Origin of the sequence: Kocuria salina, from assembly GCF_013368965.1 — a bacterium.
GTDB classification, from domain to species: domain Bacteria; phylum Actinomycetota; class Actinomycetes; order Actinomycetales; family Micrococcaceae; genus Kocuria; species Kocuria rosea.
Map to the genome: position 1 here is coordinate 607,807 of NZ_SSSF01000001.1, position 19,069 is coordinate 626,875.

Annotated in this window: 18 protein-coding genes and 2 riboswitches; of the genes, 11 read left to right on the top strand and 7 right to left on the bottom strand. The window is 72.9% G+C overall.

Going from position 1 to position 19,069, the window contains the following annotated elements; genetic code table 11:
- Positions 1 to 60: 60 nt before the first annotated feature.
- The 4 genes from gcvT to E7Z53_RS02840 form a co-directional block, all read right to left on the bottom strand.
- On the bottom strand, positions 61 to 1,182 hold the full coding sequence (gcvT, locus tag E7Z53_RS02825) for a glycine cleavage system aminomethyltransferase GcvT (protein ID WP_144835628.1): 1,122 nt from the start codon (positions 1,180 to 1,182) through the stop codon (positions 61 to 63).
- 31 nt (positions 1,183 to 1,213) lie between these two features.
- Positions 1,214 to 4,084 carry an aminomethyl-transferring glycine dehydrogenase gene (gene gcvP, locus E7Z53_RS02830; RefSeq protein ID WP_017831733.1) on the bottom strand — a complete coding sequence of 957 codons (2,871 nt, stop codon included), beginning with the start codon at positions 4,082 to 4,084 and terminating at the stop codon, positions 1,214 to 1,216.
- A gap of 50 nt (positions 4,085 to 4,134) precedes the next feature.
- A riboswitch (glycine riboswitch) is annotated at positions 4,135 to 4,235 on the bottom strand.
- Positions 4,236 to 4,338, bottom strand: a riboswitch (glycine riboswitch).
- 108 nt (positions 4,339 to 4,446) lie between these two features.
- Entirely contained in the window at positions 4,447 to 4,683 is a 237-nt protein-coding gene (locus E7Z53_RS02835) for a DUF6953 family protein (protein ID WP_017831734.1), read from the bottom strand.
- A 50-nt stretch (positions 4,684 to 4,733) separates the two neighbouring features.
- Positions 4,734 to 5,261 (bottom strand): 2'-5' RNA ligase family protein, encoded by a 528-nt coding sequence (locus E7Z53_RS02840; protein WP_017831735.1) that lies wholly within the window; start codon positions 5,259 to 5,261, stop codon positions 4,734 to 4,736.
- Positions 5,262 to 5,380: 119 nt separating this feature from the next.
- Between E7Z53_RS02840 and E7Z53_RS02845 the strand changes: the two genes are divergently transcribed.
- The 11 genes from E7Z53_RS02845 to E7Z53_RS02895 all read left to right on the top strand — a co-directional run bounded on the left by E7Z53_RS02845 (position 5,381) and on the right by E7Z53_RS02895 (position 16,362).
- Positions 5,381 to 6,490 carry an ABC transporter ATP-binding protein gene (locus E7Z53_RS02845; protein WP_017831736.1) on the top strand — a complete coding sequence of 370 codons (1,110 nt, stop codon included), beginning with the start codon at positions 5,381 to 5,383 and terminating at the stop codon, positions 6,488 to 6,490.
- Positions 6,487 to 7,161: an ABC transporter permease gene (locus tag E7Z53_RS02850; RefSeq protein WP_017831737.1), complete on the top strand. Its 675-nt coding sequence runs from the start codon at positions 6,487 to 6,489 to the stop codon at positions 7,159 to 7,161. Before E7Z53_RS02845 ends, E7Z53_RS02850 begins: the two co-directional genes overlap by 4 nt.
- The gene (locus E7Z53_RS02855; RefSeq protein WP_095650011.1) at positions 7,158 to 7,829 is read left to right on the top strand and encodes an ABC transporter permease; all 672 of its coding nucleotides are present in this window, start codon (positions 7,158 to 7,160) and stop codon (positions 7,827 to 7,829) included. The genes E7Z53_RS02850 and E7Z53_RS02855 overlap by 4 nt, the downstream gene beginning before the upstream one ends.
- A 74-nt stretch (positions 7,830 to 7,903) precedes the next feature.
- A complete protein-coding gene (locus E7Z53_RS02860; RefSeq protein WP_035924285.1) occupies positions 7,904 to 8,839 on the top strand; it encodes an ABC transporter substrate-binding protein in 936 nt (311 codons plus the stop codon).
- 386 nt (positions 8,840 to 9,225) lie between these two features.
- Positions 9,226 to 11,181 carry an amylosucrase gene (locus tag E7Z53_RS02865; RefSeq protein ID WP_419720433.1) on the top strand — a complete coding sequence of 652 codons (1,956 nt, stop codon included), beginning with the start codon at positions 9,226 to 9,228 and terminating at the stop codon, positions 11,179 to 11,181.
- Positions 11,182 to 11,184: 3 nt separating this feature from the next.
- Complete coding sequence (locus E7Z53_RS02870) at positions 11,185 to 11,502, top strand: DMT family transporter (RefSeq protein ID WP_095650008.1); 318 nt, start codon at positions 11,185 to 11,187, stop codon at positions 11,500 to 11,502.
- On the top strand, positions 11,492 to 11,878 hold the full coding sequence (locus tag E7Z53_RS02875) for a DMT family transporter (protein WP_126349584.1): 387 nt from the start codon (positions 11,492 to 11,494) through the stop codon (positions 11,876 to 11,878). Before E7Z53_RS02870 ends, E7Z53_RS02875 begins: the two co-directional genes overlap by 11 nt.
- On the top strand, positions 11,875 to 13,251 hold the full coding sequence (locus E7Z53_RS02880; RefSeq protein ID WP_126349583.1) for an MFS transporter: 1,377 nt from the start codon (positions 11,875 to 11,877) through the stop codon (positions 13,249 to 13,251). Before E7Z53_RS02875 ends, E7Z53_RS02880 begins: the two co-directional genes overlap by 4 nt.
- 456 nt (positions 13,252 to 13,707) lie before the next feature.
- A complete protein-coding gene (locus E7Z53_RS02885) occupies positions 13,708 to 14,238 on the top strand; it encodes an SRPBCC family protein (protein WP_126349582.1) in 531 nt (176 codons plus the stop codon).
- Between the two features lie 115 nt (positions 14,239 to 14,353).
- A complete protein-coding gene (locus E7Z53_RS02890; protein WP_017831745.1) occupies positions 14,354 to 14,974 on the top strand; it encodes a superoxide dismutase in 621 nt (206 codons plus the stop codon).
- Between the two features lie 206 nt (positions 14,975 to 15,180).
- A complete protein-coding gene (locus E7Z53_RS02895) occupies positions 15,181 to 16,362 on the top strand; it encodes an NAD(P)-dependent malic enzyme (RefSeq protein ID WP_176337112.1) in 1,182 nt (393 codons plus the stop codon).
- Between the two features lie 89 nt (positions 16,363 to 16,451).
- Here E7Z53_RS02895 and E7Z53_RS02900 read toward each other — a convergent pair whose 3' ends face one another.
- The 3 genes from E7Z53_RS02900 to E7Z53_RS02910 are packed head-to-tail and all read right to left on the bottom strand — an operon-like array spanning position 16,452 to position 19,065.
- Positions 16,452 to 16,928, bottom strand: coding sequence for a MaoC family dehydratase (locus E7Z53_RS02900; RefSeq protein WP_017831747.1), 477 nt, complete (start codon positions 16,926 to 16,928; stop codon positions 16,452 to 16,454).
- 56 nt (positions 16,929 to 16,984) lie between these two features.
- Complete coding sequence (locus E7Z53_RS02905; protein ID WP_035924277.1) at positions 16,985 to 18,175, bottom strand: acyl-CoA dehydrogenase family protein; 1,191 nt, start codon at positions 18,173 to 18,175, stop codon at positions 16,985 to 16,987.
- Positions 18,172 to 19,065, bottom strand: coding sequence for an amidohydrolase family protein (locus E7Z53_RS02910; protein ID WP_035924274.1), 894 nt, complete (start codon positions 19,063 to 19,065; stop codon positions 18,172 to 18,174). Before E7Z53_RS02910 ends, E7Z53_RS02905 begins: the two co-directional genes overlap by 4 nt.
- Positions 19,066 to 19,069: the final 4 nt, after the last annotated feature.

Below are 19,069 nucleotides of genomic sequence, written 5' to 3' on the forward strand. Positions count from 1 at the left end.
AACCTTTCAGCAGGAGGGGAGGACGACGGGTGGTGGAACGGGCTGCCGGAGCCGGCCGGGTCACTGCCCGCGCCGGTAGAACGGCAGGGACACGACCTCGAACGGGACCGGCTTGCCGCGCAGGTCGACCTGCACCTCGGTGCCGGGCTCGGCGTGCGCGTTGTCGACGTAGGCCATGGCGATGGGGTAGCCCAGGGTCGGGCTGAGCGCCCCCGAGGTGACCTCGCCGACGACCTCGCCGTCCACGCTGATCGGGTAGTGGCCGCGGGCCGCGCGCCGGCCCTCGCCCCGCAGGCCGACCAGCTTGCGGTCCGTCCCGGCGCCCCTGCGGGCCTCCAGGGCCGTGCGGCCCACGAAGTCCTCCTCCTTCTTGAAGGAGACGACCGGGCCGAGACCGGCCTCGTAGGGGGTGAGGTCCAGGGTGAGCTCCTGGCCGTAGAGCGGCATCCCGGCCTCCAGGCGCAGGGAGTCGCGGCAGGCGAGGCCGCAGGGGACGAGCCCGTGGCCCTGCCCGGCCTCCAGGAGCTTCCGCCACAGGGACACCGCCTGGGCGTCGGGCACGTAGAGCTCGAACCCGTCCTCCCCGGTGTAGCCGGTGCGGGCGAGCAGCACGTCGGTCCCGGCGACGGTGACCGGCGCGGCCGAGTAGTACTTCAGCTCGGCGACCAGCTCCTGCTGCTCGGCGGGGACGAGCTCCTGCAGGATCGCCTGCGCGGAGGGGCCCTGGACGGCGACCAGCGAGGTGTCGGCGGACTCGTCGGCCACGGTGACGTCGAAGCCGGCGGCCCGCTCCTGGAGGGCGGCGAGCACGGTCGGCGCGTTGCCGGCGTTGGGCACCACCAGGTACTCCTGCTCGGCCAGCCGATAGCTGATCAGGTCGTCGATGATCCCGCCCTCGGGGGTGCAGATGAGGGAGTACTTGGCCCGGCCCACGGCGATGGCGGCGAGGTTGCCCACCAGGGCCGTGTTCAGGAAGGCCGCCGCGTCCGGGCCGGTCACCCGGATCTCCCCCATGTGGGAGAGGTCGAACAGACCGGCGGCGGTGCGCACGGCGCGGTGCTCGGCCAGCTCTGAGCCGTACTTCAGGGGCATGTCCCAGCCGCCGAAGTCGGTGAAGGACGCCCCCAGCGCGGCGTGCTCGTCGTGCAGGGCGGTGTGGCGGGAGGTGGTGCTGACGCTCATGTCGTGCCTTTCGTGGCGGTGCGGTGCCGGATCAGTTCTCGAAGGCCTCGGGGGCCGGGCAGGAGCAGATCAGGTTGCGGTCCCCGGCGGCGCCGTCGATGCGGCCCACCGGCGGGAAGTACTTGTCCTGGCGCAGCTCCGGGACGGGGAAGGCGCCCTGCTCGCGGGGATAGCGGCGGTCCCAGTCGCTCGCGGCCACGACCTCGGCGGTGTGCGGGGCGTGGCGCAGGGGGCTGTCCTCGGCGCTGAGCTCACCGCGGGCGACCTGCTCGATCTCCTCGCGGATGGTGGTCATCGCGGTGATGAACCGGTCGATCTCGGCGAGGTCCTCGGACTCGGTCGGCTCGACCATCAGCGTCCCGGCCACCGGGAAGGAGAGGGTCGGGGCGTGGAACCCGAAGTCGATCAGCCGCTTGGCCACGTCCTCGGCGGTCACCTTGGTGCGGGCCGTGAGCGGTCGCAGGTCCAGGATGCACTCGTGGGCGACCAGCCCGTTGTTGCCGGTGTAGAGCACCGGGTAGTGCTCGTCGAGCGCGGCGGCGACGTAGTTCGCCGTCAGGAGCGCGGTCTGCGTGGCCCGGGTGAGGCCGTCGCCGCCCATCATCGCGATGTAGGCCCAGGAGATCGGCAGCACGCCGGCCGAGCCGAACATCGTGGCGGAGATCGGCGCGCCGGACTCCCCGTCCGCCTCGGCGCGGGTGGCGTCGCCGGGCAGGAAGGGGGCCAGGTGCGCGGCCACCGCCACGGGGCCCACGCCGGGCCCGCCGCCGCCGTGCGGGATGCAGAAGGTCTTGTGCAGGTTCAGGTGGGAGACGTCCCCGCCGAACTTCCCCGGCTGGGCCAGCCCGACCAGGGCGTTGAGGTTGGCCCCGTCGAGGTACACCTGCCCGCCGGCGGCGTGGACGGCGTCGCAGACCTGGCGCACGTCGGCGTCGTAGACCCCGTGGGTGGAGGGGTACGTGATCATGATGGCGGCCAGCTGGTCGCGGTGGGCCTCGATCTTCGCCTCGAGGTCGGCGTGGTCGATCGTGCCGTCGGTGGCCGTCTTCACCACGACGACCTTCATGCCGGCCAGGACCGCGGAGGCGGCGTTGGTGCCGTGGGCCGAGGCGGGGATGAGGCACACGGTGCGCTGCTCCTCGCCGCGGGACCGGTGGTAGCCGCGGATGGCCAGCAGGCCCGCCAGCTCGCCCTGGGAACCGGCGTTGGGCTGGAGGGACACGGCCGCGTAGCCGGTGATCTCCTCCAGGCGGCCCTCCAGGTCGGCGATCAGCTCGCGCCAGCCGGTGGTCTGGTGGGCCGGGGCCAGCGGGTGGATCGAGGCGAACTCGGGCCAGCTCATGGCCGCCATCTCGGCGGTGGCGTTGAGCTTCATGGTGCAGGAGCCCAGCGGGATCATCGTCCGGTCCAGGGCCAGGTCCCGGTTCTCCAGGCGCCGCAGGTAGCGCAGCATCTGCGTCTCGGAGCGGTGGGTGGAGAACACCGGGTGGGTGAGGAACTCCGTGGTGCGCCGCAGCCCGGCGTCCAGCTCCGGGCCGCGCGGCCCGGCGGCGACCGCCGCGGCGGCGTCCGCCACGCCGAAGGCCTCGGCGACGAGCACGAGGTGCTGCTCCGTGGTCGCCTCGTCGCAGGAGATCCCCACGTGGTCGGCGTCGACGAGCCGCAGGTTCACGCCGCGGCCCTCGGCCGCGCGGACCACCTGCTCCGCCCGGCCGGGGACCCGCACGGTGAGGGTGTCGAAGAACTGCTCCGCGACGAGCTCGTGGCCGGCGCCCTGCAGCACGGTGGCCAGGGTGCGGGCGAGGCCGTGCACGCGCCGGGCGATGGCCTTCAGCCCCTCCGGGCCGTGGTAGACGGCGTACATGCCGGCCACGACGGCCAGCAGCGCCTGAGCGGTGCAGATGTTGGAGGTGGCCTTCTCCCGGCGGATGTGCTGCTCGCGCGTCTGCAGCGCCAGGCGGTAGGCGGCCCGTCCCGTGGCGTCCTTGGAGACGCCCACCAGGCGGCCGGGCAGGTTGCGCTCCAGGCCGGAGCGCACCGCCATGTAGGCGGCGTGCGGGCCGCCGAAGAACAGGGGGACCCCGAAGCGCTGGGAGGAGCCCACCGCGATGTCCGCGCCCTGCTCGCCGGGCGGGGTGATCAGGGTCAGGGCCAGCAGGTCGGCCGCGACCGTGACCATCGCCCCGCGCTCCTTGGCCTCGGCGATCACCGCGGCGTGGTCGACGACCCGCCCGGAGACCCCGGGCTGCTGCAGGACCACGCCGGTGATCTCGCCCTCGGGCAGGCCCGCCGTCAGATCGGCGACCTGCACGGCGAAGCCCAGCGCCTCGGCGCGGGCCAGCACCACGGCCAGGGTCTGCGGCAGGATGTCGGCGTCGACCACGATCGCGCCGTTGCCGCGGGCCTTGTTGGCCCGGCGCATCAGGAGCACGGCCTCGACCACCGCCGTGGCCTCGTCCAGCAGCGAGGCGTTGGCCACCGGCAGCCCCGTGAGGTCGGAGACCATGGTCTGGAAGTTCAGCAGCGCCTCGAGGCGGCCCTGGGAGATCTCGGGCTGGTAGGGGGTGTAGGCGGTGTACCAGCCCGGGGACTCCAGCACGTTGCGCAGGATCACCGGGGGCGTGTGGGTGTCGTAGTAGCCCTGCCCGATCATCTGCACGGCCGTGGTGTTGCGGTCCGCGAAGGCGCGCAGCTGCTCGAGCACCTCCTGCTCGCTGAGCGCCGCGGGCAGGTCCAGAGGGGTGTTCTGCCGGATGTCGGCGGGCACGGCGGCGTCCGCCAGGTCGTCGAGGCTGGTGCGGCCCACGCGGGCGAGCATGGTCCGGACGGCGTCGGAGCCGGCACCGATGTGCCGGTCGGCGAAGACGGTGGTCGGGGACGTGGTGGCGAGCTGGATCGTCATGAGGAACTCCCGGGTGCTGCACGCCAGGGCGGCGTGGATCGGTTCGAGTTCCTCCCCGCTCTGTCTGGGACCTGAGAGATTCCGCGGCCGTGGAGCCGCTTGCACCGTCGGTGAGTCCGGCGACGCGCGCCGGGCTGCTTTCCAGAGTTGCCGATCCGTGGTGGTACGGGGGCCTGAGAGTTTCCTGGGGAGGAATTGCTCCTACGGCGCCCGCCGGTCCGAGTGCACCGGCGGGACTCTCCCACCACAGCTCATGGGCGTCTTCTGCTCCTAGGATAGCCGGAGCCGGAAAGAGGTGTCCACCGTCACGCGGGGAACCCCGGCCGTGCCGGGGGAGCCGCCCGGCGGATCGGCCCGGCGGCTCAGCTCTTGAGGGACCAGAAGCGGCGGTCGCGGTCCCACTGCACCGTGCCGCCGTGGGCCTTGCGGAACTCCGCGAGGACCTCCTTGCTGATCCCGGTGTGCCCGTTCTCCAGGGTCCGGACCCACTCGGGGCCGAAGGTCCCGGGGATGTCCTGGACGGCCTGGTCCTGGGACAGTCGTCCCTCGGTCCGGATGCGGTCGATCATCCAGGTGGCGATGTCCTGTGCGCTCGTCATGATCCGAGCCTACGCGGCTCCGCACCCGTCGCCGGCACGGGGCCGGACCTTCAGGCCAGCTGCACCACGGTGCGGGCGTCCGCGTCCCAGCGGCGCAGCGCCACGGCGCGAAGCGGCTCGGGGTGCGGGGCCAGGACGTCGAGCGCGGCGGCCACCTGCTCCGGGCGCATCCGGCGCGCCAGGGTGATGTGCGGCGTCCAGGCCCCGGGGAAGGAGGTGCGCGCCTGCCCGGGGACCGAGCCCACGGCGTCGCAGACCCGCCGGTGCAGCTCGAGCAGCTCGGGGGTGGTCACGACCTGGCGGACCACCACGTAGCCGCCCCGGCCCGGACCGAACAGCAGCACGCCCGCGCTGGTCAGCGGCAGGTCCACGAACCCGGCGGCCGCGGCGACCCGCTCGTCGACCCCCGGCACGGTCTCCGGGGCCAGGGACGGGGCGGCCACCAGGGTGATGTGGGGACGGTTGGACTCGGAGCGGTGCCGGCCGGAGCTGGGCAGTCCCGCCTCGGCCAGCCGGTCCCAGTCCGCGCGCACGGCCGCCTCGGCGTCCTCGCCGAGCAGCAGCTCCAGGCTGTGCACCGTCCACCTCCTCGCGCGTCGGCCGGCGGTCCCGCGGGATCCGCCTCCGGTGGACGCGAGTCTAGCGGGGCGTCCGCCGTGCTTGCCTATACTGGCCGGACGGCAACGGGAGGATCTCCATGACCGACATCGCGATCCGTTTCGAGGGCGCCGGCAAGACGTACCCGGACGGGACCACGGCCGTCGAGGCCCTCGACCTCGAGATCCCCCGCGGGTCCCTCACCGTGTTCGTGGGACCCTCCGGCTGCGGCAAGACCACCTCCCTGCGGATGATCAACCGCATGGTGGAGCCCACCTCCGGCTCCGTCACGGTCGAGGGCCGTGACGTCACGTCCGTGCCCGCCCACGAGCTGCGCCGCTCCATGGGCTACGTCATGCAGCAGTCGGGCCTCCTGCCGCACCGGACCGTGGTGGACAACATCGCGACCGTCCCGCGGCTCAACGGCGTGCCGAGGAAGCAGGCGCGGGAGCGGGCCCGCGAGCTGCTGAGCACCGTGGGGCTCGCCGAGGCCCTGGGCTCCCGCTACCCCTCCCAGCTCTCGGGCGGTCAGCAGCAGCGCGTGGGCGTGGCCCGGGCGCTCGCCGCCGACCCGCCGGTCCTGCTCATGGACGAGCCGTTCTCCGCCGTGGACCCCGTGGTGCGCCAGGACCTGCAGCGCGAGCTGCTGGACCTCCAGCGCCGGCTGCACCGCACCATCGTGTTCGTCACCCACGACATCGACGAGGCGATCCTGCTCGGCAACCGGGTGGCCGTCTTCGCCACCGGCGGGCGGCTGGCGCAGTACGCCACCCCGGAGGAGCTGCTGCGCGCGCCCGCCGACGACTTCGTGGCGGACTTCGTGGGCCGGGACCGCGGCTTCCGCTCCCTGACCTTCGACTCGGCCCACGACATCCCCGTGCACCCGGTGGCCACCGTGCGCCCGGACGGCACCCAGGGCGTGGCCGGCACCGGGGACGGGCCCGTCCCCGACGGGTGGACGCTGCGGGTCGACGACGACGGCGCCCCCCGCGGCTGGGTGCGGCCCGGCGCGGAGGACGACCCCGTGGTCGGCGGCACCCTGCACCGGCCCGGCAGCTCCCTGCGCAGCGCCCTGGACGCGGCCCTGTCCTCGCCGTCGGGCCTCGCCGTGGTCGTCGACGACGACGGCCGGGCGGTCGGGATCATGCAGCCGGGGGAGATCATCGCGGCCATCGAGGACGCGCGGCTCGGCGGGCGGACGCCCCGATGAACTGGACGAGCCGGAACTGGCCCTACGTCCTGGAGCTCACGGGCACGCACCTCGTCCAGTCGGTGCTGCCCCTGCTGCTCGGCGCCCTCGTCGCCGTCCCGGTGGCGCGGCTCGCCGCCCGCAACCGCACGCTGCGCCCGGTGCTCGTCACGGGCTCCTCCCTGCTCTACACCATCCCCTCCCTGACCCTGTTCGTGGTGCTGCCCCTGCTCCTCGGCACGCAGATCACCTCGGTGGTGAACGTGGTCGTGGCGCTGACCGTCTACGTCGTGGCCATCCTGGTGCGCTCCTCCGTGGACGCCTTCGAGTCCGTGGACCGCGACATCCTGCAGGCCTCCACCGCGATGGGCTACCGCCCGCTGCGGCGCTTCTTCGCGGTCGAGCTGCCGCTCGCGGTGCCCGTGCTGGTCGCCGGGCTGCGGGTCGCCTCCGTCAGCAACATCTCCATGGTCAGCGTGGGAGCGGTGATCGGCGTGCAGTCCCTCGGCACCCTGTTCACCGACGGGCTGCGCCGGTCCATCCTCGAGGAGATCGCGGTGGGCATCGTCCTGACCGTGGTCCTGGCGGTGCTCATGGACCTCGTGCTGCGGGGGGCCGGCCGCGCCCTGACGCGCTGGCAGCGGGCGGGCACGGCCCCGGTCCCGCGCGTGCGCAGAGGAGCGGTCGCGTGAGCCTCGCCGGCGGCGCCCTGGAGTGGCTGACCGATCCCGAGAACTGGTCCGGGCCCGGCGGCATCCCCGCCCGGCTGCTGGAGCACCTGACGTACAGCGGCGTGACGATGGCCGTGGCCCTGGCCGTGGCGGTCCCCCTGGGCCTGTGGGTGGGGCACACGGGGCGCGGCTCCGGCGTCGTCGTCGGCCTGGCCGGGGCGCTGCGCGCCCTGCCCACGCTGGGCCTGCTCACCCTCTTCACCCTGCTGCTCGGGCTCGGACTGGTGCCGCCGATCATCGCGCTCGTCCTGCTCGCGATCCCCCCGATCCTGTCGGGGGCCTACGCGGGGGTCGCGAACGTGTCCCCGGCCCTCAAGGACGCCGGGGCGGCGATGGGGATGACCGGGAGCCAGGTGCTGACCCGCGTGGAGGTGCCCAACGCCCTGCCCGTGATCCTGGGCGGGGTCCGCAACGCCGCCCTGCAGGTCGTGGCGACCGTGACCGTGGTCGCCTACATCAACCTCGGCGGCCTCGGCCGCTACCTCATCGACGGCCTCGCCGTGCGCGACTACGACCGGATGCTCGGCTCCGTGGTGCTCGTGGCGGTCCTCGCGCTCGTCGTGGACGCCGTCCTGGCCCTGGCCCAGCGGCTGTCCACCTCGCCGGGGCTGCGCCTCGCCGCTCCCTGACCCACCGCTGCCCCTGACCCCCGTCCTCCCGAGCCCCACCGTCCTCCGTGCCACCGACCGACAGGAGAACCACCATGACCACCGCTCCCGCGCTCCGCCGCCGCGCCGCCGCGCCCGCCCTGGGCGCCGCCCTGCTGCTGGGCCTGACCGCCTGCGGCGGCGGCGACCCCCTCGCCGAGGAGGACGGGTCCGCGACCACGTCCTCGGAGACCGTGACCGTGGGCTCCGCCGACTTCCCGGAGAGCCAGATCGTGGCCGAGCTCTACGCCGGGGCGCTGAAGTCCGCCGGGGTCGAGACGGAGACGTCCCTGGGCATCGGTGCCCGCGAGGCCTACGTGGGGGCCGTGCAGGACGGGTCCGTGGACGTGGTCCCGGACTACTCCGGCAACCTGCTGCTCTTCGCGGACCCCGAGGCCACGGCGAGCTCGGCCGACGAGATCATGGCGGCCCTGCCCGACGCGCTGCCCGAGGGCCTGACCGTGCTCGAGGCCTCCGAGGCGGAGAACAAGGACGCCATGGTGGTCACCTCCGGGACCGCGGAGCAGTACGGGCTCACGAGCATCGCGGACCTGGCGGAGGTGTGCGGGGAGCTCGTGATCGCGGGTCCGCCCGAGTTCGCCGAGCGCGCCTACGGCCTCGACGGCCTGGAGCAGAAGTACGGCTGCGTGCCGGAGTCCTTCGAGCCGATCAACGACGGCGGCGGCCCGCTCACCGTCCAGGCCCTCCTCGACGGGGACGTGGACGTCGCCGACATCTTCACGACCACCCCGGCGATCGCCGACAACGACCTCGTGGTGCTGGAGGACCCGGAGAACAACTTCATCGCCCAGCAGGTCCTGCCGCTGGCCGCGGCGGACCGGCTGCCCCAGGAGGCGGTGGACGCGCTGAACGAGCTCTCCGGCAAGCTCACCACGGAGGCCCTCATCGACCTGAACCGCCAGGTCAGCGGCGAGGACCAGGTCAGCCCGGCCGACGCCGCGCAGGAGTGGCTGTCCGCCAACGGGTACTGAGCCCGCGCACGGCACCGGCACGGGCGCCGCGTCCCGGGGTCCGCGATCCCGGGGCGCGGCGTCCGCCCTGCACAGGGTTCTCCACACGCACGGCGTCGTCTCCAGGGGTCCTCCGCGCCCGCCGGGGCGCTCCTGGAGGGAGCCGGCGGGCCTTTCCCCACAGTGTCCCCAGGACTCGTCCACACCTGTGGACAACTCTGTGCACAGGCATGTGGAGGAAGCCCCGGGTCATCCGCTGAAAAGCTGGGAGCGCATCAGTATGCTGAGGGGCGGACCGCTCCCACCCACCGGTGGCAGCTGGTCCTCGACCATCCGAGGGCTCGTCGTCAAGGAGGATCTCGAGTTCGGAGACTGCCCGCCCCGGGGCGGACGACCGAAGGAGCAGTGTGCCGAACACCAGTACGCCCGGTATCCCGGGCCTGTCGCCGGAGAACCAGGCGCGCGTGATCACCGCGTGCGTCCGCCAGCGGGTGCAGGAGGGCCGCCCGGCGGACCTGCCAGGCACGGGGTGGACGGACTTCGACCGCAGGTTCGACGAGCACTTCCCCCGGCTGACGCTGCTCTTCGCCGAGATCTACGGCCACCGCGAGGACTTCCTCGAACAGCTCAGCGAGCTCGGGCTGCAGCTGGCGCGCTCCTGGGCCGAGCGCCCCGACGACCTCAAGGACCTGGACGCCCGGCGCGAGCAGGACCCCGCGTGGTTCGGCGCGCGGCAGATGCTCGGCGGGGTCTGCTACGTGGACCGGTACGCGGGGAACCTGCGGGGCATCCGGGAGCAGATCCCCTACTTCCGGGAACTGGGCCTGACCTACCTCCACCTCATGCCCCTGTTCGAGGCGCCGGAGGGCAACTCGGACGGCGGCTACGCGGTGTCCTCGTACCGCCGCGTGGAGCCGAGGCTGGGGACCATGGAGGAGCTCGCCGAGCTGAGCCGCGAGCTGCGCCGGAACGGGATCAGCCTGGTCCTCGACTTCGTCTTCAACCACACCTCCAACGAGCACGAGTGGGCGCGCCGGGCCGCCGCGGGGGAGCGGGAGTACGAGGACTACTACTGGATCTTCCCGGACCGCACGGTCCCGGAGCAGTTCGAGCGCACCACGCGGGAGATCTTCCCGGACGACCACCCCGGCTCCTTCACGCGGATCGGCGCCGGCGAGGAGGACCCCCGGTGGGTGTGGAGCACCTTCTACTCCTTCCAGTGGGACCTCAACTACACCAATCCCGCCGTCTTCCGGGCGATGGCCGCGGAGCTGCTGTTCCTGGCCGCCCAGGGCGTCGAGGTGCTGCGCATGGACGCCGTCGCGTTCATCTGGAAGCAGCTGGGCACCGCCTGCGAGTCGCTGCCCCAGGCCCACGTGCTGCTGCGCGCGTACAACGCGCTGTGCCGGATCGCCGCGCCGGCCGTGCTGTTCAAGTCCGAGGCGATCGTCCACCCGGACGAGGTCGCCCGGTACATCGAGCCCGGCCAGTGCCAGCTGTCCTACAACCCGCTCCAGATGGCCCTGACCTGGGAGGCGATGGCCACCCGGGAGCCGAAGCTGCTCGCGCAGGCCCTCGAGGAGCGCCACGCCCTCCCGCCCGGCACGGCGTGGGTGGACTACGTGCGCGGCCACGACGACATCGGCTGGACGTTCTCGGACGAGGACGCCGCCCGGCTGGGCGTGCACGGCCACGACCACCGCCGCTTCCTCAACGCCTTCTACACCGGGCGCCACCCCGGCAGCTTCGCGGACGGCGTCCCGTTCCAGGAGAATCCCCGCACGGGGGACTGCCGCGTGTGCGGGACCACGGCGTCCCTGCTGGGCCTCGCCGAGGACCCGGCGTCCGCGGTGGACCGGGTCCTGCTCGCGCACTCCGTGGCGATGAGCACCGGCGGCATCCCCCTGCTGTACCTGGGTGACGAGGTCGGCCAGCTCAACGACCCCGCCTGGAACGAGGACCCCGCGCACGCCGGCGACGCCCGGTGGGTGCACCGGCCGCCGCGGCCCGTCCAGGACTACGAGCGCCGTCACGAGCTGTTCTCCGTGCAGGGCCGGATCTTCGGGGGCATCCGGAGGATGGTCGAGCTGCGCCGGAACTCCCCGGAGTTCGACGGCAACACGCTCCTCCCGTTCGACGCGCACAACCCCCACGTGCTGGGCTACCAGCGCCCGGGCGGCAACACGGTGGTGCTGTGCCTGGCGAACTTCTCCGACTGGTCCCAGTTCGTCACAGGGGAGACCCTCTCGGGGTTCCTGCCCCAGGCCGTCGAGCTGCACGGCAACACCGAGCTCGACCTGCGCCACGGTCTGCTGCTCGACGCCCACGGGTTCCTCTGGATCCGCGTGCTCCCGAAGCGCTGACCCGTGGGTGCGTGGACGGTGCTGGTGCTCTCGGGCGTCCTCGAGGCGGTGTGGGCGTCCGCGCTCGCGGCCTCGGACGGTCTCCGCCGTCCCGTGCCGGCCGTGGTGTTCGCGGTGACGGCCGCCGTGAGCCTGGCCGGACTGTCCTACGCCATGGCCACCCTCCCCACGGGCACGGCGTACGCCGTCTGGGTGGGCATCGGCGCGGCCCTGACCGTGGCCTGGTCCATGCTGACGGGCCGCGAGTCCGCCACGCCCCTCAGGATCCTGCTGGTGCTCGGACTCGTCGGCTGTGTGATCGGGCTCAAGGTTGTCGGCTGAGGCCGGCGCGGCGCGGGCCGAGCGGGACCGGCGCGCCCGTGCCTGGGCGCTGCTGGTGCTCAGCGGGATCCTGGAGGCGGTCTGGGCCACCGCCCTGGGCGCGTCCGAGGGCTTCTCGCGGCCGGGCCCCGGTCTGCTCTTCGCCGTGACCCTGGTGCTGAGCATGCTCACCCTGGCACGCGCCGCCCGGGTGGTGCCGATGGGCACCGCCTACGCCGTGTGGACGGGCATCGGCGCCGTGCTCACGGTCGCGTGGGCGGCCGGCACGGGGCAGGAGCAGATCTCGTGGGCGAAGGCCCTCTTCCTGGCGGGGATCGTGGCGTGCGTCGTGGGCCTGCACGCCGCCGACCGGCCGACCCCGGGGAAGGACCGGTGACCCGGGACCGCAGGCCGGGCGCGCACCTCATGCTGGTGCTCACCGCCACGATGGCCGTGGGCCCGCTGCTGACCCACAGCCTCTCGGCGATGAGCCCCCTGGTGATCGCGGACCTGGAGCTCACGGAGGCGCAGTTCGGGCTGCTCGCCACCACCACCTTCTTCGTGGCGGCCGTCACCGCGGTGCGCACGGGCCGCTGGGCGGACCGGCTGGCCGCCCGCACCCTGCTGGTCGTGATGTTCGGCGGCGCCGCGCTCGCGATGCTCCTGACCGCCGCCGCGCCGGGCTACGCGGTCCTGCTCGCGGCCATGGTGCTCTCGGGGCTCGGGCAGGTCATGGCCAACCCCGCGACCAACCGGCTCATCCGCCTGCACGTGCCCGCTGGGCGGCGCGCGAGCTGGCTCGGGATCAAGCAGGCCGGCGTGCAGGCCTCGCAGCTCGTGGCGGGCCTGACCTTCCCCGCGCTGGGCCTGCTGCTCGGCTGGCGCACCGCGGTCCTGGTGGCTGTGGGCGCGGTGCTGCTCCTGCTCGTGCACGGCTGGTGGACGGTCCCGGACAACCACCCCGGCACCCCGGCGGCACGCCCGTCCCGGACGACGTTTCCGTCCGGGGCGGCATCACGGCCGCGGACAGCGTCCGGGCCGCGGACGGCCTCCCGGTCCGGGACGGGGTCTCCGTCGCCGGCGACGCTGCCGTCCCGGTCCTGGGCGGCCCTCCGGTCGTGGACCGGTCGCCGGACCCGGCGGCCGGAACCGACGAGCCGGCCCCGGACGGCGGGCGCCGCCGCACGGCCGCCGATGCCCGGTGCCGTCAAGGCGTACGCCGCGGCCGCGGCACTGACCGGGCTGGGGGCGCAGGCCGCCAACGTCTACCTGCCGCTCTACGCCCACCGGGAGCTGGGCCTCGACGTCGTCGCCGCCGGGGCCACCGTGTCCGTCTCCGCGCTCGTGGGCATCGCCTCCCGGGTGCTGTGGGCGCGCGTGATGGACCGGCCGGGCACGGACGGCTTCGTGCTGCTGGCCGGCATGGCCCTGGGGGCGGCCGCGAGCGCCGTGCTGCTGATCCTGGCGCCGCTGCACCCCGGCCTCGCGTGGGCGGTGTGGCCGGCGGCCGTCCTGCACGGGGGCGCGGCACTCGCGGTGAGCGTGGTGGTGATGTCCGCGGCGATGCGCGCCGTGCCCGCCGACCGGGTGGGGGCGTCCACCGGCGTGGTGACCATGGGCCTGTACGCGGGGTTCTGCGCCGGTCCGCTCGCCCTCGGCGGACTGCTCCAGCTCACGGGGTCCTTCGCGGTGGGCTGGGGCGTGGTGCTCGTCTGCTACCTGGCCTGCGCGGCGCTCGCCGTCCTCGTGCGCTCCCGTGCACACCGCTAGGACGCCGCCGTCCGGAGTGCTCCCGGCCGCTGCTGCCCCGGTCGGCGGGCCCCCCCGGCTGCCCGCCGACCGGTGCTGTCCCCCGTTCAGGGGGACCGGCCGGCCTCTGTGCGACGCTCCGTGACGTCTTGGCACGGTCTTCTCAACAGCTTCTCCACAGGCGTTGTCCACAGCGTGGATAACTTCCACCGGTGGAATTACGGGACTCCCTGTCCCGCCCACCCCGCGCTGACCTGCAACGGCGCCGCCGGCCGGGGATTGGGTGCACCGGTGCTCGCTCTGTGCACGCGTTCCTCCACACCTGTGGACAACTTTCTCCACCCCCTGTGCACCCGGACGGGCGGGCCCCGCGAGGGCCGATCACTAGAGTAGTTGTGTGCACATGCGAATTGCTCCCGTCCGTGCGCTGCGCGTGCCTGCCCGGGGCGCGGATCCGACCGGGGACCGGAGGACACGATGCTGAAGGGCGCCACGACGTTCCGGCTGGTGGACACGGCCGTGGTCGGGGCCGACCCGGCCCTGGTGGAGCGCTTCCTGCTCGACCCCGGCTGCCTGCGCCGCTGGAACCCCATCCCGGAGCGGAACTACCAGGTCAGCACGGCCGTGCTGCAGCTCGGCACGTCGATCGAGTCCACGGTCCGCGTGGGCCCCCTCCGCTTCTCCTTCGTGAACATCGTCTCCGACCACGTCCCGGGCCGGCGCCTGGGGATGCGCACCACCAAGGGCGTGGTGGACCTGCTGGTGACCATCACCTGGGAACCGGTGGAGGGGGGCACCCGGATCGAGAAGGCCGTGGACGGGCGGTTCACGGAGTCCAAGGCCTGGCTGTGGCGCCTGCTCGAACCGGCCGCACGCCGGAGCGCCCGGAACGCCCTCGAGACGCTGGGGCGGATGATCGAGACGGGGGACTACGAGTTCACGGTCCCGTCCCAGCTGACCCCCCACCCGCCCCGTTGCCCGCTCGAGAGCCCGCCCGACTTCTTCTGAGTCCCCGCGGAGCCTGCCCGGGGCTCGCCGTACGCTGGTGGCGGAACCTCCTTGACCCCTGCTCGCGCGCGGGACGAGGGTGGAACCACACGACAGCACTCGAAAGGACTCTCCTATGGCCGAGAAGTACACCCTTCCCGATCTTCCCTACGACTACGCGGCGCTCGAGCCCCACATCTCCGCGAAGATCATGGAGCTGCACCACGACAAGCACCACGCCACCTACGTGGCCGGTGCCAACACCGCCCTGGAGAAGATGGCGGAGGCCCGCGCGAACGGTGACGGCGCCGCCGCGGCCAAGCTGTCCAAGGACCTGCAGTTCAACCTCGGTGGCCACGTGAACCACTCGGTGTTCTGGCAGAACCTCTCCCCCGAGGGCGGCGACAAGCCGACCGGTGAGCTCGCCGCGGCGATCGAGGACCACTTCGGGTCCTTCGACGCCTTCCGCGACCACTTCACCGCCGCGGCCACCACGATCCAGGGCTCCGGCTGGGCGATCCTCGCCCTCGAGCCCGTCGGCGGCAACCTGGTCATCGAGCAGATGTACGACCAGCAGAACGGCGTGCCCGTCGCCACGATCCCGCTGCTCCAGCTGGACATGTGGGAGCACGCGTTCTACCTCGACTACCAGAACGTCAAGGCGGACTACGTCAAGGCCTTCTGGAACATCGTGAACTGGGCGGACGTCCAGGAGCGCTTCGAGAAGGCGCGCACCGGGGGCCGGTCCATCATCTGATCCCCGATCCGCACCGTCGGGCGCCGCGCGCGCCCGACCCCGCGAGCAGAGCCCCCGGACCACGCGGTCCGGGGGCTCTGTGCCGCCCGGGCAAGGGGCACCGCGGAGGTCCCGGAGCGTCACACGGGCGGGGGAGGGGGCCTGGCGGTGGGGCACAATGGCGGGGACCCTGTTCGCACTCAACGACGAGAGCACGAGGACCCCGCATGAGCGACGAGAACCAGCAGCCCGGCCCCATCACGCACGAGGAGATCTTCCGCTCCCACGAGGGCGGCAAGCTCTCCGTGGTCTCGAAGTCCCCCCTGGCCACCCGCCGGGACCTGTCCATCGCCTACACCCCCGGGGTCGCCGAGGTGAGCCGGGCGGTGGCCGCGGATCCCGACATGGCGGCCACGCACACCTGGGCGGGCCGGCTCGTGGCGGTGATCTCCGACGGCTCCGCCGTGCTGGGCCTGGGTGACATCGGCCCGGCCGCGTCCCTGCCGGTGATGGAGGGCAAGGCCGCCCTGTTCAAGACCTTCGCGGACCTGGACTCGATCCCGATCGTGCTCGACACCCAGGACGTCGACGAGATCGTGGCCACCGTCAAGCTGCTGCGCCCGTCCTTCGGCGCGGTGAACCTCGAGGACATCTCCGCCCCGCGCTGCTTCGAGATCGAGAAGCGTCTGATCGAGGAGCTGGACATCCCGGTGATGCACGACGACCAGCACGGCACCGCCGTCGTCGTCCTGGCCGCCCTGCTCAACGCCGCGACCCTGGTGGGCAAGGACCTGGCGGGCTTGAAGGTCGTGATCGCCGGCGCCGGGGCGGCCGGCATCGCGATCACCGAGATCCTGCTGGCCCAGGGCATCGATGACGTGGTGCTGATGGACTCCCGGGGCATCGTCTCGAGGGAGCGCGACGACCTCAACGCGATCAAGGCCGGCTACGCGGCGCGCACCAATCCGCGCGGGCTGATCGGCGGGCCCAAGGACGCCCTCGAGGGCGCCGACGTGTTCGTGGGTGTGTCGGGCGGGACGGTCCCCGAGGAGTACCTCACCGAACTCGCCGAGGACGCGATCGTGTTCGCCCTGGCCAACCCGGACCCGGAGATCATGCCCGAGGTCGCCGCGAAGTACGCCTCCGTGGTGGCCACGGGCCGGTCGGACTTCCCGAACCAGATTAACAACGTGCTGGCCTTCCCCGGCATCTTCCGCGGGGCCCTGGACGCCGGTGCGCGGCGGATCACCCCGGTCATGAAGCTCGAGGCCGCCCGGGCGATCGCGGCGATCGCCGCCGCGGACGGTCTGACCGCGGAGCACATCGTGCCCTCCGCCCTGGATCCCCGGGTCGCCCCGGCCGTGGCCGAGGCCGTGGCGGCCTGCGCGCGGGCCGAGGCGGCCGTCTGACCCGCTCCGCACCCGCTGACCCGCGACGGCCCGGGCGACCACGGAATGCCGTGGTCACCCGGGCCGTCGCGGGTCAGGGGGCAGCGCGTTCAGGCGTAGAAGCGGTTGAGGAAGGTGGCGACCACGGCGGGCCGCTCCTCGCCCTCGATCTCGATCGTGCCGTCGGCCACCAGGTGCAGGCCGTTGCCCTTGACCTCCTGGACGTCGGTGATGGTCACGGTCATGCGGATCCGCGAGCCGACCTTGACGGGAGAGGTGAAGCGGACCTTGTCGAGGCCGTAGTTGACCTTGGTCTTCACGCCGGTGACGTCGAAGAGCTCGGACCACATCGGGATGAGCAGGGACAGGGTCAGGAAGCCGTGGGCGATCGGGGCGCCGAACGGGCCCTCGGCGGCACGCTCGGGGTCCACGTGGATCCACTGGTGGTCGTCGGTGGCGTCGGCGAACGTGTTCACCTGCTCCTGGGTGATCTCCCGCCAGGCGGAGTGCCCGAGGCTCTTGCCGACGAGGTTCTTCACCTCGTCGAAGGCGACGACGGTCTGGGGCTGGGTCTGTGCTTCGGTCATGGCGTGTCCTTACGTGGTGGCGTCGGTGGTGGATCGGGTGGTGTCGGGCGGGCGGCTCAGACGAACGCGCTCCGGCCGGTGATCGACCGGCCGACCACGAGCGCGTTGATCTCGTGGGTGCCCTCGTAGGAGTAGACGGCCTCGGCGTCGGCGTGGAAGCGGGCGACGTCGTGGGCCAGGGTGATGCCGTTGCCGCCGACCAGCTCGCGGGCCAGCGCCACGGTCTCGCGCATGTGCAGGCTGATCCACATCTTCGCCAGGGCGGAGTCCTCGTCCCGGTAGACGCCGCCCTCCTGCCGCTCGGCGAGGCCGGCGACCATGGTCAAGGACGCGGTGACGTTGCCGAGCATCCGCGCCAGCTTCTCCTGGACGAGCTGGAAGCCGCCGATCGGGCGGCCGAACTGCTCGCGCTCCCGCACGTAGCGCAGCGCGGCCTCGTAGGCGCCGGCCTGGATGCCGGTGGCGATCCAGGCGACGTCGGAGCGCATGGCGCGCAGCATCGCGGCGACGTCCTTGAACGAGTTCACGTTCCCCAGCCGTTGTGCCTCCGGCACCCGGGCCCCGTCGAGGTGGATGTCGGCGTTCTGCATCATCCGCAGGGACGCCTTGCCGTGGATCTTCTCCAGCCGCACGCCCGGGGCCTGCCGGTCCACGAGGAAGCCCTTGACCTGCCCGTCGGCCTCGTCGCGGGCGAAGACGGCGAGGAGGTCGGCGGTGAAGGCGCCGCCGATCCAGCGCTTGGTGCCGGTCAGCACCCACTCGTCGCCCTCGCGCCGGGCCGTGGTGGCCAGCCCGCCGGCGATGTCGGAGCCGTGCTCGGGCTCGGTCAGGCAGAACACCCCCGTCATCTCGAAGGACGTGATCTTCGGGTCCCACGCGGCGAACTGCTCCGGCGTGCCGCCCACGCGGCAGGCCGTGCGGAACAGCCCGGCCTGGGCGGTGTAGAACGTGGCGACCGAGGCGTCGGTGCGGGCCAGCTCGAAGATCCGGAACCCGTGGTACAGGGACCGGGGCTGCCCGCCGTCGGCCGTGAGCTCGGACGGGGTCATGAGGTCGAGGGCGTGCAGGGAGGGGGCGATCTGGTAGGGGAACTCCCCGGCCTCCCAGTACTCGGCCAGCAGCGGCCGCACCTCGTCCTCGAGCACCCGGCGCAGCCGGCGCAGGGGGGCCTTCTCGGCCTCGGTCAGTCTCTCCGCGATCCCGTACGGGTCGCAGTCGGGGTAGAGGCGCCCGGCGTCCGTGCTCATGCCCGTGCCCCGTCGAGGCCGAGCAGGCGCACGGCGTTGTCCTTGAGGATCTTGGGGCGGACCTCGTCCGTGAAGGACTGCTGCTCGAAGGCCCCGAGCCACTTCTGCGGGGTGATCAGCGGGTAGTCGGTGCCGAACAGGACCCTGTCCTGGAGCATCCGGTTGGAGGCCTTCACCAGCGACTCGGGGAAGTACTTGGGCGACCAGCCGGAGAGGTCGATCCACACGTTGGCCTTGTGGGTGGCGATGGAGTTGGCCTCCTCCTGCCAGGGCACCGAGGGGTGGGCCATGATGACCTGGAGCTCGGGGAAGTCCGCGGCCACCGCGTCCAGCAGCAGCGGGTTGGAGTAGCCCAGCTTGATCCCGCCCCCGCCGGGCAGCCCGGCGCCCATGCCGTTCTGCCCGGTGTGGAACAGGGCGGGGACGCGCAGGTCCTGGATCGCCGCGTAGAGCGGGTAGAACCGCTCGTCCGAGGGGTCGAAGCCCTGCAGGGAGGGGTGGAACTTGAAGCCCTTGACGCCGTGCTCCTCGACGAGCATCTTCGCCCGCTCCACCGCGGCGGAGCCCTGGAGCGGGTCCACGGAGCCGAAGGGGATCAGCACGTCGTTGTTGCGGGCCGCGCCGGCGGCGATCTCCTCGATGGAGTTCGGCTCGTGGCCCAGGGCGGTGGTCGCGTCGACGGTGAAGACGACGGCGGCCATCCGCCACTCGCGGTAGCGCTCGGCGATGGTGTCCAGGGACGGGGACCGGTCCTCGGCCTTGAAGTACTTGGCCGAGGCCTCGGTCAGGGCCGCGGGCAGGGACGGGTGTCCGTGGTCGGAGCACTCGATGTGCACGTGCATGTCGATCGCGTTCAGCGACGCGAGGTCGAGACCGTACTCGTAGCGCATGGTG